Raw genomic sequence first — 15846 nt, forward strand, 5'->3', positions numbered from 1 at the left:
AATGAAAGTGCGTTTTAGGATGTACTCATGGGAGCATTGATAACTCATTTCGCTGAGTGCCGCGGTAGGCGCCATGGTTGGCCTGGGACTTGGCATTACATGCATTTTTTACTTTGAAAGTGATGATAACTCGATGGCAAAAAAACAATGGAAACTGATACCGCTTCTGGTATCTATCAGTGTGGTCAGCGGCTGTACTATCGTGCCGGGCTCTCATCTTTCAACCAGTGGCAAAGACGTCGTAAAACAGCAAGATAGCGATTTTGATCTTGATAAATTGGTTAATATTTACCCGATGACCCCTGGTCTTATCGAGAAGCTACGGTCGAAACCCGTGGTTGCGCAGCCTAATTCCGCGTTAGAACGCGAGTTGCAAAATTACGAATACCGCATTGGCGTTGGCGATGTGCTGATGGTGACCGTTTGGGATCACCCAGAGCTGACGACGCCTGCGGGGCAATACCGCAGTGCCAGTGATACCGGCAACTGGGTTAACTCGGACGGAACAATTTTCTATCCATACATTGGCAAAGTGAAAGTTGCAGGAAAAACAGTCAGTCAGGTGCGCAGTGATATTGCTGGCCGTCTCGCTCAGTATATCGAGAGCCCACAAGTTGACGTCAGCATCGCCGCATTCCGTTCGCAGAAAGTTTATGTAACTGGTGAAGTGGAGAAATCAGGCCAACAACCTATCACTAACGTTCCATTGACGATTATGGACGCAGTGAATGCTGCGGGGGGGCTGAGTGCTAATGCGGACTGGCGAAATGTGGTATTGACACACAATGGCAAAGAACACCGTATATCCCTGCAGGCATTGATGCAGAAAGGTGATCTCACGCAGAACCATTTACTGTACCCGGGCGATATCTTGTATATCCCGCGCAATGACGATCTGAAAGTATTTGTGATGGGGGAAGTGAAAAAGCAGTCGACACTGCGCATGGACCGTAGCGGGATGACCTTAACTGAAGCATTGGGTAATGCAGAGGGGATGGATCAGGCAATGTCAGATGCAACAGGCGTATTCGTAATTCGACCTTTGCGAGGAAGTGAAGGGAAGAAGATTGCCAATATTTATCAGTTGAACGCCTCTGATGCTTCTGCGCTTGTTATGGGGACAGAGTTCCAGCTGCAACCCTACGATATTGTCTATGTGACAACGGCGCCTGTCGTTCGCTGGAATCGTGTGGTAATGCAATTGGTGCCGACAATCACTGGCGTACACGATATGACCGAAACGGTGCGGTTTATCAAACAATGGAACTAATATATGTTTGATTCTATTTTAGTTGTATGTGTTGGCAACATATGCCGCTCCCCTATTGGGGAGCGGCTTCTTAAGCAAAAGTTACCACAAAAAAAAATAGCTTCTGCAGGGCTTGGTGCTCTGAAGGGGCATTCCGCAGATGATACTGCCATCGAGGTTGCTTCAGAAAACAATCTCTCCTTAGAGGGACATGTTGCTCAGCAACTAACTGCTACGTTATGCAGACAATATGATCTTATTTTGGTGATGGAAAAGAAACATATTGATGCAGTAAGCCATATACAACCCGAGGTCCGCGGAAAAACAATGCTTTTTGGCCATTGGATAGGCAAAAAAGAAATTGCCGACCCCTATCGACAAAGCAAAGAAGCATTTGAGCACATTTATAAACTTATCGATGAGTCTGCTGAAAAGTGGGCTCAGGCGCTGAATAAATAATTTATAAGGCCTATGATGTTAGAAAAAAATAAGGGGGCGGTATCCCCAAACGTAGCGAAGAACGAAGATATAGATTTAGGTCGCTTGATCGGGACACTAATTGACCATCGCTGGTTGATTACAGGTATAACAACTATATTTGCTGTCGTCGGGTTGATCTATGTTGTATTCGCCACTCCGATATATCAGGCTGATGCCCTGGTTCAGGTTGAGCAAAATATGGGTAGCTCAATATTGAATGATATCTCCAAAGTCCTTCCTGATAGCCAACCAGTCTCTGCGACAGAAATTGAATTAATAAAGTCAAGGATGGTAATCGGTAAAACTCTGGATGAAATGAATTTAGATACCGAAGTTGAACCAAACTATTTCCCTGTATTTGGGAAAGGTTTTTCACGTTTAACTAAAAGTAGTTCCGAAAGGCCTCAAGTCGCGTTAAGCAGTTTACACGTTCCAGATTATTTGCTGGACGAGAAGTTAGATCTTACGTTCAAGAGCCACGATGCTTATGAACTATCATACTCGGGCGATAAGATACTCGAAGGCGTTGTGGGAAAATTGGCTACAGGGCATGGCGTGAGCATACTGGTCAGCGATTTCCGAGGAAGCGATGGCACTGGCTTCACGCTTAAAAAACGACCTCGCCTGGATGCCATCAATGATTTAGTGGATAGATTAACTGTTGCGGATAAAGGGAAAGATACAGGAATACTGGCCTTGAGTCTAACGGGTGATGATTCCGTTCAAATCAGAAAAATTTTAAACAGTATTATCAATAATTATCTGCAACAGAATGTCGAGAGGAAATCCGAAGAAGCGGGTAAAAGCCTGGAATTTCTTAAGGCACAGCTACCGCAGGTTCGACAAAACCTCGATTTAGCAGAAAACAAACTGAACCAATTTCGTCAGCAGAACGACTCTGTAGATTTATCTCTAGAAGCCAAGTCTGTATTGGATACGATGGTGGCGGTGGAGTCGCAGTTAAATGAATTAACCTTTAAAGAAGCCGAAATTTCTAAGTTGTATACGAAAGAACACCCGGCATACAGAGCACTGAATGAGAAGAGAGCAACATTAGAAAAAGAAAAGGCTAGGCTGAATAAACGCGTTAGCAATATGCCAAAAACGCAGCAGGAAATTCTGAGCCTAACGCGCGATGTCCAGGCTGGGCAAGAAGTTTACATGCAGCTGTTAAACAAACAGCAAGAACTAAGTATCAATAAAGCGAGTACGGTAGGCAACGTAAGGATTGTTGACTATGCGGATACGCAGCTGAAACCGGTAAAACCAAAGAAAATCTTCGTTATCCTGTTCGCTATCATTTTGGGAGCTGTTTCTTCGATAACGTTGGTGTTGGTCAAAATGTTGCTTCATAAAGGCATTGACAGCGCAGAAGAGCTGGAAAGCAATGGAGTGAACGTTTACGCAAGCATTCCACTGTCCGAATGGCAAAGCGCGAGGGATAAAGAGCTGAAGTTGCGTGGGAAAAAACTCAACACGCGCTCAAATGAGCTTTTGGCGACAGGGAATCCTGCAGACTTGGCTGTTGAAGCTATCAGGAGTTTGAGAACAAGTTTGCACTTTGCAATGCTCGATGCAAAAAACAATATTCTAATGATTTCTGGTGCGAGTCCGTCTATTGGTAAGACTTTCGTTAGCGTAAACTTAGCTGCAACTATTGCCCAGTCGGGTCAGAAAGTTCTGGTGATCGATAGCGATATGCGTAAAGGATATATTCACGATATCTTTGGCGTTAATGCGAACAATGGTCTTTCAACGATACTTGCCGGACAAGTCAGCCCTGCTCAAACTGTCGTTCATTCTACTGTTGCTAATTTAGATGTTTTGCCTCGAGGCAAAGTCCCGCCGAATCCATCTGAATTGTTGATGAGCGAGCGTTTCGAAAAGTTATTGGCTTGGGCAAGCGAAAATTATGATTTTGTTCTGGTCGATACTCCACCTATTTTGGCTGTAACTGATGCAGCAATTATTGGGCACCATGTTGGGACTTCATTAATGGTTGCCCGTTTTGATGTCAACACCGTCAAAGAAGTTGAAGTGAGTATTCGTCGTTTTGAGCAAAATGGAGTTGAAATCAAAGGCGTCATTCTTAACGCGATGGTCAGAAAGTTGGGCTCTTACTATTCAAATTATGGTTATTACCAATATGAATATAAAAGTGACAACAAAGGTAAGGATAAGCACTAATGAAAAAAGTGTTAGTTTTGACCAATGAGTACAGTCCCTTCAATGGAGGGATTTCTCGTTATACTCAAATGCTTGTTCAACATAAACCGGGAGATATTTCGGTTGAGCTTATCGCGCCAAGTTATCAAAAGGAAGAGTCAAAAGATCTCGGAACGCTAACGATAAATCGATATTCTGGTGGGAAATTTACATGGAAGGAGTTTCCTAAGATTATAAGAGAAGTAGCAGCAATCCAGCCTAGTGACTATGACAGAGTTCATGTGGCCGATTGGCCATTTTGGCTGGCGGTATGTTTTAGAAATAAATTTTTTCCCTGGAAAGAAAAAATAAAATTCACGAGCACGGTTTATGGGAGTGAGATCCTTAATTTTAAAAATGGCCGCATATCTCCATTTGTAAAAATACTGTCGCCATTTAAAGATGTCACGGCTCTGTATCCTATCAGTGAATATACAAGAAAGATCATGGTTGAGAACTTCCCTGAAAGTGAAGTGTTACCATGCAAAACTGTATTGCTGGGTATTGATGAGTCGTGGCGGAAAGAAATTGAGGTCGGCCATGTAGCATCGATTGATGAGGTTGATGCAGCGAGGGATTTTGTTTTAGTTACTGTCGGCAGATTGGACTCGAGGAAAGGGCATGACCTAATCATTAAGGCTATTTCTCAATCCGAATTGGCAGAGAAAATAACCTACAACATTATCGGAAGAGGAGACGATAGCTACAAAAAGCAGCTTAATGAACTGGCAGAGAAACATCGTGTCCATATCAACATTTTCGATAATTTAAATGATGATGAAGTTAAGTCTAAGTATCGTGGGTCTGACTTGTTTGTTTTAGCTGCGCGGACCGATGTTAGAAAGGTAGAAGGTTTCGGTCTCGTTTTTCTTGAAGCTGCGGCATGTGGAGTGCCTTCTTTAGCAACTAACGTGGGTGCGATACCAGAGGTAGTAACCTCGGAGTTAGGTGTAATAGTCGAGGAGTCAAGCGAGGGAATCGCAATGGCGATTCGTCAACTATATTACGATGCTGAAAAATTAGCCGCTTTGAAGAAAACATGCGGTAAGAAAGCAGCATCTTATAGCTGGGAAAAAACCGCTCAGGAAACTTTCGCATAATCCTAACAGGGTAGCAACGGGTAGTCTGATGAAAGGAAGTATAGTAAATATAGTATGCCAATTTGTAAAATTAGGTTTTCAGTTTCTGTATTTTACAATTGCAGCTAAAATGCTCGGTGCCGATAAGTTTGGCTTGTGGGCCTCTGTGTCCGCATTGTGTAACATCTTAAGTCCGCTTATTATTCTTGGTATTGGCCCCTGCATAATAAAAGTTCACGCTTCAGATAAAGACTTTAGTTTGTTTAGAAGTTACTACTATTTAGGTGCCTTGTTACTCGCGATTGGCACCTTGGTATTAACTCCTGTTGCTGCCTTGTTGTATAAAACCAACTATTCTACAGTTGCATTGGTACTAATCGCGGAGTTGTTCGTATTCAGGCAAATAGAATTACTATCACAAATGTATTTGGCGAAGGGAAATAAACTGGCATTCTCTTTATTCCCGGTCGCATTTATTGTTTTTAAATTGCTAATTGTCTTTGTTATATTTTGGTGGGGGGGTTCTGATGATTTTATTTATGTTAATTTTATTTCGTCATTAGTTTTCATTTTGCCAGTGATGTGCTGGGAGGAATTAAGAAGCGTCAAATCAAACTTGAAGCTTCAATTCCAGAAAGCTATACATATGATGAGAGAAGCGGTTTACTTTTCATTGGCAACAACGGCTAAAACAGTTTATACCGACTCGGATAAGGTCATTTTAGGGGCTGCTAACAACCTGAGAGACGTTGCGAATTACAATATTGCATATAAGTTGATCAGCTTGGTGTTTGTACCTGTTTCTGCGGTTTTATCTATTCAAGCTCCTACGCTATATCATCTGGGTTCCTTGGAAAATAAGGCCGCCCTTAGAGAAAAAATTAAAAGACTTATCGCGCTCTGTGTAGCAATGTCTTCGCTGATTGGTATTGGGATAATTATTTTTCTGCCGATTATACTGTCTTTCTTCGGGGATGAATATGCAAATGCTAAAAACATGGTCTATTTGTTATTGCCAGCCCCAATAATTATGAGTATCCACTACGTTTTCGCCGATGGGATAACGGCAATGGGTTACCAGAAGTTAAGAGCCTATATGTCTATTATAACTGCAGTTCTTAATGCGGTATTGGGACTTGTCTTTATACCAATGTACGGAGTGGCTGGGGCCGTAGGTATAACGTTATTTTCTGAAACTCTTCTTCTTGTCCTTTTCTCATCTGTCTACATGTCGAAGCTAAAGAAAAAATATGTTGAACATTAAAATATCTTGGTGGGGAATATATGTAATTACTGCGTTTGTGCTAGGTTGCATAAAGATCAATATCGGCAATGGTGATATTTACTTTATAGATCTATTTAGCGCGATGACGTTCTTTTATGTAGTGGTTAACATCCCACACTCTATTCGTACCAAATCCTTCATTTTTATTATTAGTTATGTGCTTATTTGTTGTTTGATTTCGATCAACTCTTCAATTAGACATGGTGTGCAGCTTCCCACTATAGTTGGAATGGTTCGGTATTTTGAATATTTAATTTGGGGTATAGCCTTTTTCATTAAATATCAGCATAACTACGATGCTGGAAAGATACCTATCGAAGTTAAAATACTGTATTTCTTCCTTCTTTTTGTTTCTGTGTTGCAGTTCTTTGGTTCAACAATCTATCTTGAGTCATGGCAGGAATTTAACTTTAAGTATGGTGATGGCTTTCGTGCCCCAGGTGTGTTTTTACATCCTAATATTAACTCATTTTTCCTTTCTTTCTTCCCGCTTTTGTATTTCTATGGGAAGAGGGATAATACTAGAATTCAAATATTAGTGGCTGCAGTTATAACTCTTGCCTTAGTTTTAACGAATAGTCGCGGCAACTTTGCTATAGCAAGTATTGCATTTGTTATGTTATATGTGCGCGGTATAAAGATAACACTTTTAGCTACTTTTTCAGTTTTAGCTGTGATAGCAATATCTAGCTATATTGACTATTCAGGTTTAGCTGGCTGGCTTCGTTTGGATTCAAATTATTCACTGACGGATAATACATCATTCACATTGCGCTTGGAACTGTGGGAAAGTGCTTTGAAGATGTTTTATCAGTCTCCAATATTGGGCCAAGGATTTAAACAGTTTCCAGTGCTGACTGATGTATTTATCTGGGGCGACTCAGGCAATGGTGTAGAAGAAGTTAAAACACATGCTAATTCATTTATTTTAGGTTCTCTGGCAGAGAATGGTTTGGTCTTTACTCTTCTTATCCTGTATAGAATGAAAAAGATACTCGCTGAATATGGCTTATCATTCTTCTTACTATTCTCATTTATCTTGATGTATGACGATCTATTCCATGATCCATACTCAATGACTTTGCTTTTATTTATGGCAATTTCCTTAACTAGGTATAAACAGGATGAAAAGTAACCAGGTATTGGGCGTGATTTGTAATAACAGAATGCTGTCAGATGCGAATGGCGATTATTGGGTAAGTAAACAAACATACGGTGATAGTTTTTGGATTCGATACTTGGCGGTTTTTTCCGTAGTTAGGCCTATATGCCGAGTCACTAAAGTTAATAAAGTGCCGGATGGTTGGGTGAAAATTACACTTGAAAATGTGAAGCCCATTCCTATTACCGGTTTTGAGGGAATTGGGCAACTGATAAAAGTTTTTAGTGTTTTAAGAAAAGAGTTACTTAATTCGATCAATATAGTTGATAAAGTGATTGTCCGTGGTCCGACGATTCTTTCCTCTGTGATCCAAGATTGGTTCATGAAAAACGATACTGCCTATGGTATTGAGGTTGTTTCTGATCCTTGGGATGATTTTGCTAAGGGCTCTTACAAACATAAGTTAAGGTTTTTTCTACAGCAGTTTTCTTATATCACATTCAAAATGCTTGTAAAAAATGCCTATGTTATTTCATATGTGACATCGAGTTATCTACAGAATAAATACCCAGCTAAAAATGCGACTTTCAGCACTAATTACTCTTCCATTTCATTGAAGTCATCCGATATTGTGGACCAAGAAATTCGTGTGTTCCCTCGTGGTGACATATGGCACGTTGGTCTTATCGCACGGCTAGATACTCCCCATAAAGGTGGAGATGTCCTTTTGCGAGCGGTGAGGAAGTGTTTGACTGCGGGAGCTCAGCTCAAATGTACCATTGTCGGAGATGGGAAGGAGTTGGCAGTTCTTAAAGAACTCGCTTTGAAATTAGACATTGTCGATCGTGTCGTGTTTCCAGGCGCAGTCTCTACTAAATCTGATGTGTTCAAGTACCTTGACAGTTTTGATATATTTGCACTTCCGACTCGCCAAGAGGGGCTGCCTAGAAGTGTTATTGAAGCCATGGCGAGAGGTCTACCTTGTCTTTCAACACCTATTGGTGGCGTACCGGAGATTGTCAATGCTTCTGAATTGTTCGAGTTGGATAATGTTGATGAGTTGGCGAAAAGAATAATAAATCTTATTGATAATCCAGATTATTGCGTTCTGCTTTCAGAACAGAACTTGCAGAAAAGCCAAAACTATGAGGAAACTGAGCTGGAGGTTAGGAGGAATAAGCTTTACTCAGTTTTAATGGAAGCGCCTGTAAAGTGAATTTATGATGAAATCAAATAAACTTACTGCGATACAAATTATGCGTGGTGTAGCAGTATTACTGGTTCTTTTTTTTCACTCCACAGAAAATTTTGTCGCTAAAAACTTGAACGGTCCGGTATTCAACGCAGGACAGTCAGGTGTTGATTTATTCTTTATCATTAGTGGATTTATTATATTTTACTCGGCAAAGAACAAAGTTGGCTATCCTGGCGCGATTTCTTTTATGAAAAGTCGTTTATTGAGGATAGTTCCTAACTATTGGTTTTATACATTTGTTTTTGCTACGTTGTTGATTTTATTTCCAGATAAGTTTGACCGCTCGACATTTGAAGTAACTCATTTTGTATATTCTCTCCTTTTTATTCCAATGAAAGATAATATTCCTCCTCTCGTCTCATTGGGTTGGACTTTGAACTACGAAATGTATTTTTATATTGTATTCTTTTTCTCGATTGTTTTACTGAGCAAGCTAAGATTTTTTTTCGTTTCAGTGTTAATCTTGTTTGTATATCTATCTTCTTACTCTATGGAGTTGAATGATTTTTATAAGAATGATGTAGTTTTTGAGTTTCTTCTAGGCGCAATACTCTATCTTTATTATTCAAAGGGTTATCACCATAGTTTTAAGATGCCTTGGTATGCATTCTGTATCATATTAATATTGCTGATTTGTGTTATGAGCGTAGCCGATACCAATTTACGGTTTGTAAATTTTGGCATTCCTTGCTTTTTTATTATATTTTTATCTCTTCATGTGAACTTCAATGAAGGAAGCATTTTAGAAAAGATTGGTGGATCATCTTATTCCATTTATCTATCGCATGCGATCTCTATGCCCTTTATTATTAAAGTCTTGATGGTTTTAGGTCTTAACTTCTACCTCTCTGTGGGGCTTTCTATCGTCTTTTGTTTGTTTGTTGGTTGGGTTGCATATCAGGTTTTGGAACGCAGAGTATTGGATCCTTCCTGGTGGAATTCAAAGGAAGTAATTCAATTTTTTATATCATTAAGGAAATAAAATGAAAGCTATTGTTACAGGTATTACAGGTCAAGATGGCGCATATTTGGCTGAGTTACTTCTGAGCAAGGGATATACTGTTTACGGTACATATAGAAGAACGAGCTCAGTAAATTTCTGGAGAATAAAAGAGCTTGGCATTGAAAGTAATAAGAATCTCCATTTAGTTGAGTATGACTTGACCGATCTTAGTGCCAGCATTCGTCTACTACAGGAAACGGGCGCTACCGAGGTGTACAATCTGGCTGCCCAGAGTTTTGTTGGTGTTTCTTTCCAACAGCCAGTAACTACCGCTGAAATTACAGGGATTGGTCCTCTGAACTTACTTGAGGCCATTAGGATTGTTAACCCAAAAATTCGTTTCTACCAGGCATCTACGTCAGAAATGTTTGGCAAGGTGCAAGAAATTCCACAGGTTGAATCTACACCGTTCTACCCTCGTAGCCCATACGGTGTAGCTAAGTTGTACGCACACTGGATGACAGTTAACTACCGAGAGTCCTACGATATCTTCGCGACAAGTGGTATTTTGTTCAATCATGAATCTCCACTTCGTGGCCAAGAGTTTGTTACGAGAAAAATTTCAGATGGCATCGCGAAGATTAAGTTGGGACTATTGGATAAAATTGAACTAGGTAACCTAGACGCTAAAAGGGATTGGGGGTTCGCTAAAGATTACGTCGAAGGTATGTACCTCATGCTGCAGGCTGACAAGCCTGATACGTACGTGCTTGCCACTAATCGTACCGAAACTGTTCGTGATTTTGTTTCACTGTGCGCTAAAGCAGCAGGTATGGATATCGAATGGTTCGGTCAAGGCGAAGATGAGTTTGGCGTAGATAAGAATACCGATAAGACGATAGTAACAATCAATCCTAAATTCTATCGTCCTGCTGAAGTTGAACTTTTGATCGGTAATCCAGTTAAGGCTCAAAATGATTTAGGATGGAAGCCGAAGACAACACTTGAAGAGCTCGCCAAAATGATGGTAGAGGCAGACCTGCAGAGAAACACTAAAGGCTATTCTTTCTAAAGGTACGCTAAATGAAAATACTCGTCACTGGGGGTAATGGATTCACTGGAAAGTATGTGGTCTCGGCTTTTGAAGCGGCGGGTTATCAAGTATTGGTAGGGGTGCGCAGCACCCCTGTATTAGATAAAGAAGTTTTATTTAATATCCTAAACAAAGATAGCCTGTGTGAAACTTTATTAAAATACAGACCTGATGGAATAATTCATTTAGCTGGAAGTGCATTTGTAGGTGAGGGTGACTCCAGCGTTTTTTATTTAAATAATACGGTTGGGACTCTCAATCTTATCGAAGCGATAAAGCTTTCTGGTATAGATATAAAGAAAGTGATAGTTTCAAGTTCAGCTAATATCTATGGTAACCCTACCGTTTCCACTATTGATGAGAGCATTGAGCCTATTCCCGTTAACCACTATGCCTCTAGTAAACTTGCGATGGAAAGCATGCTAAAGGGATGGTATTCTCAAATCCCTGTTATTGTCACCAGGCCTTTTAATTACACAGGGGTTGGTCAGGGAATAAACTTTCTTGTCCCGAAGATTGTGTCACATTTCAAACGGAATTGTGATGTAATTGAGCTTGGGAATATTGATGTTGAACGGGATTTTTCTGACGTTTCAGAAATTGCTACTTGTTACTTAAAGCTTTTTGAAAGCGAGCATACCTCTACGGTTGTTAATTTATGTTCTGGTAATTCGACCTCTTTGAAAAAAATAATTGAGGATATGGAGTCTATCAGTGGGCACCGTATGGAGGTACGAATTAACCCTGCGTTTGTTCGTAGCAATGAAATAAAAATTTTGCGTGGGGATAATGCAAAACTTAGAAATATGATTAATTTTGCCCCTTCAGGTATATTACATCATACGTTAGATAAAATGTTTAACTCGTAAATGTGAAAACTATGAAAATTGCTATTGTCCATGATTGGTTAGTCACTTATGCCGGTGCGGAAAGAGTCCTCGAAAGAATGCTCAAAGTGTATCCTGATGCTGATGTGTTCTCTATGGTGGATTTTTTAGAAAAAAGGGACTTCATACAAAATAAAAAAGTTGTTACGAGTTTTGTGCAAAAACTTCCTTTTGCGAAGAAAAAGTACAGAGGGTATTTACCGTTAATGCCTTTTGCTGTTGAGCAATTCGATCTTTCAAAATATGATGTCATTATTTCAAGCTCGCATGCTGTGGCAAAAGGGGTTATAACCGGCCCAGATCAGTTACATATCTGCATGTGTTACAGCCCTATTAGATATGCTTGGGACCTCCAGCACCAGTATTTGAAAGAGTCTAATCTAGAATCTGGGGTTAAATCGTTTTTCGCACGTTATTTTTTGCACAAAATCCGCCTTTGGGACATTAGAAGCAGTTATGGTGTAGATCATTTCATTGCGATATCAAACTTTATAAAACACAGAATTAACAAATGCTATCGTCGTGATTCAGATGTTATTTATCCGCCTGTTTTTGTCGATGATTTCTCAACAGTTTTTAACAAAGATGATTTCTATATGACATCTTCTAGGCAGGTGCCATATAAAAAAATTGATCTGATTGTCAAGGCATTTAATGAGATGCCTGAAAAAAAGCTTATTGTGATTGGAGATGGTCCACAGCATAAATTGATCAAATCGATTGCTGGAAAAAATATCACTATCATGGGCTATCAGAACTTTGAGGTTCTAAAGGATCACCTGGGTAGAGCAAAAGCGTTTGTTTTTGCTGCTGAAGAAGATTTTGGTATTGCCCCATTGGAGGCTCAGGCATGCGGCACTCCCGTTATTGCATATGGAAAGGGCGGCGCAACGGAAACAATCATTGCTGATGGTGATAATGCGACGGGGGTATTCTTTAAGAAACAAAGCGTGGAGGATATCATTGACGCGGTGAATAGATTTGAGTCGATGAATATATCTCCAAGCGCGTGTCGTGATAACGCAGAGCGTTTTTCCACTGCAGTTTTTGATAAACAGTTCAAAGAGTTTGTTGAGTGCAAAATCAGTCAAAAATGGAGTTAATAAATTTAAAAAAACAATCTGCGGAGTGCGCTATTTTAGCGCATTCATTTAAATGAATTTAAGGGATGTCTATATGAATATTCATCAGGCTTGGTGTAGGCTTTTCTATGAAATTATCTAATGGTTTTGCTTCCGCTTTCATTTCTAAAATTTCACTAGCGCTGTCAGATTTTTTATTTTTCAATGTTTCTATATTAATTGCCTATTATTTTATAGCAAACACCTTTGGGAATTTTTATGAGTTCGTTCCTGAAGGGGAAATGGGAATAAGGGTCTTCGCTCATTTCATCTTTTCTATATTGTGTGTATTATGGTTCTGGACAAGATTGAGGCATTATACTTACAGGAAACCATTTTGGTTCGAGTTAAAAGAGATATTCAGAACGCTAATCATTTTTGCGGTTCTGGATTTGGCGCTCGTTGCATTTTCAAAATGGAATTTTTCTCGATATCTCTGGCTCATCACGTGGGTGTCCATTCTGATACTTGTACCCATTGGCCGTGTGGTTGTTAAAAAATGGCTTAATGCTATTGGTTTATGGAGAAAACAGACAATCATTATAGGCTCGGGTAAAAATGCATTTGAGGCTTATGCAGCCTTACAGAGTGAGGCCAATCTGGGTTTTGATGTTGTCGGCTTTGTCTGTGTGGATGAGTCCTGTGATAACGAGTATTTTGGCATACCCGTAATAAAGAGTGAAGCGGAACTCTGGTGTATTACTGATGCTGACAATACTCAATTTATTGTGGCCCTAGAGTTTGAGCAAAACCTCCTTCGTGATTGGTGGTTAAAAAACTTAGCTATAAACAATTGTCGTTCAATTTCCGTGATCCCTACTTTACGAGGTGTTCCTTTGTATGGCACGGACATGTCATTTATTTTTAGCCATGAGGTTATGATTCTCAGAGTAAATAATAATTTAGCCAAACGTACGTCTCGGATTATCAAAAGAACCTTCGATATCATTGGTTCCTTGTTAATTATGTTACTTTTGTCACCTCTTCTGTTGCTCATTGCATATAAAGTTTCTCGGGATGGGGGGCGTTCAATATATGGCCACGAACGGGTTGGTCATAATGGGGAAAAGTTTAAGTGTTTGAAGTTTCGCTCGATGGTGGTAAATTCACAGGAGGTACTGGAGAATTTATTGGCTAACGATCCCGAAGCTCAAGCGGAGTGGAAAAAGGATTTCAAACTGAAGAATGATCCAAGAATTACACGTATAGGTCATTTTCTCAGAAAGACCAGTTTGGATGAATTACCCCAACTTTGGAATGTGTTTGTTGGGGAAATGAGTTTGGTAGGACCCCGTCCTGTGGTCGAAGAAGAACTTGAACGCTATGCTGGCGATGTTGACTATTACTATATGGCAAAGCCAGGAATGACTGGTCTTTGGCAAGTTAGTGGCAGGAATGATATTGACTATGATACTCGTGTTTACTTCGATGCTTGGTACGTGAAAAATTGGGCTTTGTGGAATGATATTGTAATTCTTTTTAAGACGATATCTGTCGTGCTTAAAAGGGATGGCGCCTACTAGCTTGATGGTATTGATTATTTTTTTTATTTTTTAAAAGCCACTCTGAGAATATTTCTTTATCAGTGCATGTAATTTGTGTGCTTATACTGGAATGTTGCTCTGAGTGGTTTTTTTTGTCTGATAACACCGACAAAGTCACATAAAAAAAAGCTTGTGTTAGACAATGCTAAAAATGATTCCTATACTTTTAAAGGTGGCTTATTGAAGGTATGTTATGGACAGTTTTTCAAACTCCAAGTCAAAAACAAAGACTAATACATCCGTTATTTCTGTTTTTCAACGGCTTCTTGATTTATTCTCTGTGTTTCTGGGCTGGCAGCTTGCAACCACTTTTGGTAGTGAAGATGTAAGCCTGTTAATTGTTTTGTTTGTTATCATTGCGTTTCAATTCATTTCTGACGTAAATAATGCATACACCACATGGAGAGGAGAGCATCTGCTGGTAAACATTTATCGCGTTGGTGTTAATTTTTCACTGGCGCTAATCTTATGTGGTACATGTTTCTATTTTTTCTATGATATTAAACCGAAGCTAGTCTCTTTTTCTCTTTTTTGGTTTTTTACTTCGTTATTGCTTTTTCTGACTTCGGCTATATTCATTAGATTGCTTTTTTGGTTCTTAAGAAAAAAAGGCATGCGCATAAAGAAAGTCGGTATTTTTGGTGAGTCTGAAAGTGCATATCGTTTGTCTCAGCACTTTAATAGCTACCCATGGCTCGGGTTCTCTCTTCATGGATTTTACAATAACTCAGGGACTGAACACATTGGTGATAATCTGATTAATCGTTTAGGGAATGAAGATAAATTGTTTGCTGATGTTCAGAAAGGTCTGGTGAATCACGTATATATTGCTACAGACTATTACAATGACGAAGAGCTCAAAAGGATATTATCAAAACTATCAAATACAACATGTAGCGTAAACTATATACCTAATGCGATTTCTTATGGTCTTCTCAGAGCTGTCAATACTGAAATAGAGGGGGTTTCAATAATTTCTGTTTATGATACATCATTTAATGGTGTCAATATGCTAACTAAGCGTTGTTTTGACGTATTTGCTTCAATGTTACTAATAATCTTCTTTTCGCCATTAATGGTGCTTATTGCTTTATCCGTTATGGCGACCTCACCTGGGCCTATCCTCTTTAAGCAAAAACGCTATGGCCTCGAAGGTAAAGAAATTAATGTTTTGAAGTTTAGGACGATGTATTGCTCATCCGATGATACAAATTTCAGACAGGCTACTCCTGACGATCGGCGAGTGACCGTCATTGGCCGTGTTTTGCGTAAAACTTCCCTTGATGAATTACCACAACTTTTTAATGTCTTCTACGGCTCGATGTCGCTCGTTGGCCCCAGACCCCATGCCATTGCGCATAACGAGGAGTTTCGGAAGTTGATTCATGGTTACATGTTGAGACACAAAGTTAAACCTGGAATTACTGGATGGGCGCAGATTTGTGGTTGGCGCGGTGAAACAGATACGTTAGAAAAGATGACAAAGAGGATAGAGTATGATTTGTTCTACATTAATAACTGGACGTTGATGTTAGATATAAAAATACTGATTATGACTATTTCACGTGGCTTTCTTAATAAAAATGCTTATTGAATGACCAGG

13 protein-coding genes are annotated in these 15846 nt (G+C 39.7%); all 13 read left to right on the forward strand.

Annotated elements, in window-relative coordinates; translation table 11 throughout:
• Window positions 1-133 precede the first annotated feature (133 nt).
• Complete coding sequence (locus tag ACJ8J1_RS13775; protein ID WP_033644231.1) at window positions 134-1270, forward strand: polysaccharide export protein; 1137 nt, start codon at window positions 134-136, stop codon at window positions 1268-1270.
• A gap of 3 nt (window positions 1271-1273) precedes the next feature.
• On the forward strand, window positions 1274-1708 hold the full coding sequence (locus ACJ8J1_RS13780; RefSeq protein WP_033642459.1) for an arsenate reductase/protein-tyrosine-phosphatase family protein: 435 nt from the start codon (window positions 1274-1276) through the stop codon (window positions 1706-1708).
• A gap of 15 nt (window positions 1709-1723) precedes the next feature.
• Window positions 1724-3916: a tyrosine-protein kinase Wzc gene (gene wzc / locus ACJ8J1_RS13785; RefSeq protein WP_033644232.1), complete on the forward strand. Its 2193-nt coding sequence runs from the start codon at window positions 1724-1726 to the stop codon at window positions 3914-3916.
• Window positions 3916-5034 carry a glycosyltransferase family 4 protein gene (locus ACJ8J1_RS13790; protein ID WP_050594411.1) on the forward strand — a complete coding sequence of 373 codons (1119 nt, stop codon included), beginning with the start codon at window positions 3916-3918 and terminating at the stop codon, window positions 5032-5034. The genes wzc and ACJ8J1_RS13790 overlap by 1 nt, the downstream gene beginning before the upstream one ends.
• Window positions 5035-5062: 28 nt before the next feature.
• Window positions 5063-6277: a lipopolysaccharide biosynthesis protein gene (locus tag ACJ8J1_RS13795; protein ID WP_071991637.1), complete on the forward strand. Its 1215-nt coding sequence runs from the start codon at window positions 5063-5065 to the stop codon at window positions 6275-6277.
• A complete protein-coding gene (locus ACJ8J1_RS13800) occupies window positions 6264-7433 on the forward strand; it encodes an O-antigen ligase family protein (protein WP_033642461.1) in 1170 nt (389 codons plus the stop codon). Before ACJ8J1_RS13795 ends, ACJ8J1_RS13800 begins: the two co-directional genes overlap by 14 nt.
• On the forward strand, window positions 7423-8616 hold the full coding sequence (locus ACJ8J1_RS13805) for a glycosyltransferase family 4 protein (protein WP_080273379.1): 1194 nt from the start codon (window positions 7423-7425) through the stop codon (window positions 8614-8616). The genes ACJ8J1_RS13800 and ACJ8J1_RS13805 overlap by 11 nt, the downstream gene beginning before the upstream one ends.
• A 4-nt stretch (window positions 8617-8620) precedes the next feature.
• Window positions 8621-9637: an acyltransferase family protein gene (locus ACJ8J1_RS13810; protein WP_033642463.1), complete on the forward strand. Its 1017-nt coding sequence runs from the start codon at window positions 8621-8623 to the stop codon at window positions 9635-9637.
• A gap of 1 nt (window position 9638) precedes the next feature.
• Window positions 9639-10670, forward strand: a complete 1032-nt coding sequence (gmd, locus tag ACJ8J1_RS13815) for a GDP-mannose 4,6-dehydratase (RefSeq protein WP_033642465.1) — start codon at window positions 9639-9641, stop codon at window positions 10668-10670.
• Window positions 10671-10681: 11 nt separating this feature from the next.
• Entirely contained in the window at window positions 10682-11560 is an 879-nt protein-coding gene (locus ACJ8J1_RS13820) for a GDP-mannose 4,6-dehydratase (RefSeq protein WP_071991638.1), read from the forward strand.
• Window positions 11561-11571: 11 nt separating this feature from the next.
• Window positions 11572-12681, forward strand: a complete 1110-nt coding sequence (locus ACJ8J1_RS13825) for a glycosyltransferase family 4 protein (RefSeq protein ID WP_033642467.1) — start codon at window positions 11572-11574, stop codon at window positions 12679-12681.
• A gap of 107 nt (window positions 12682-12788) precedes the next feature.
• Window positions 12789-14222 (forward strand): undecaprenyl-phosphate galactose phosphotransferase WbaP, encoded by a 1434-nt coding sequence (wbaP, locus tag ACJ8J1_RS13830; RefSeq protein ID WP_033642468.1) that lies wholly within the window; start codon window positions 12789-12791, stop codon window positions 14220-14222.
• A gap of 214 nt (window positions 14223-14436) precedes the next feature.
• A complete protein-coding gene (locus ACJ8J1_RS13835) occupies window positions 14437-15837 on the forward strand; it encodes an undecaprenyl-phosphate glucose phosphotransferase (protein WP_103681963.1) in 1401 nt (466 codons plus the stop codon).
• The last annotated feature ends 9 nt before the right edge of the window (window positions 15838-15846 follow it).

Origin of the sequence: Serratia sp. CY37869 (assembly GCF_052168895.1) — a bacterium.
GTDB lineage: Bacteria > Pseudomonadota > Gammaproteobacteria > Enterobacterales > Enterobacteriaceae > Serratia > Serratia ureilytica.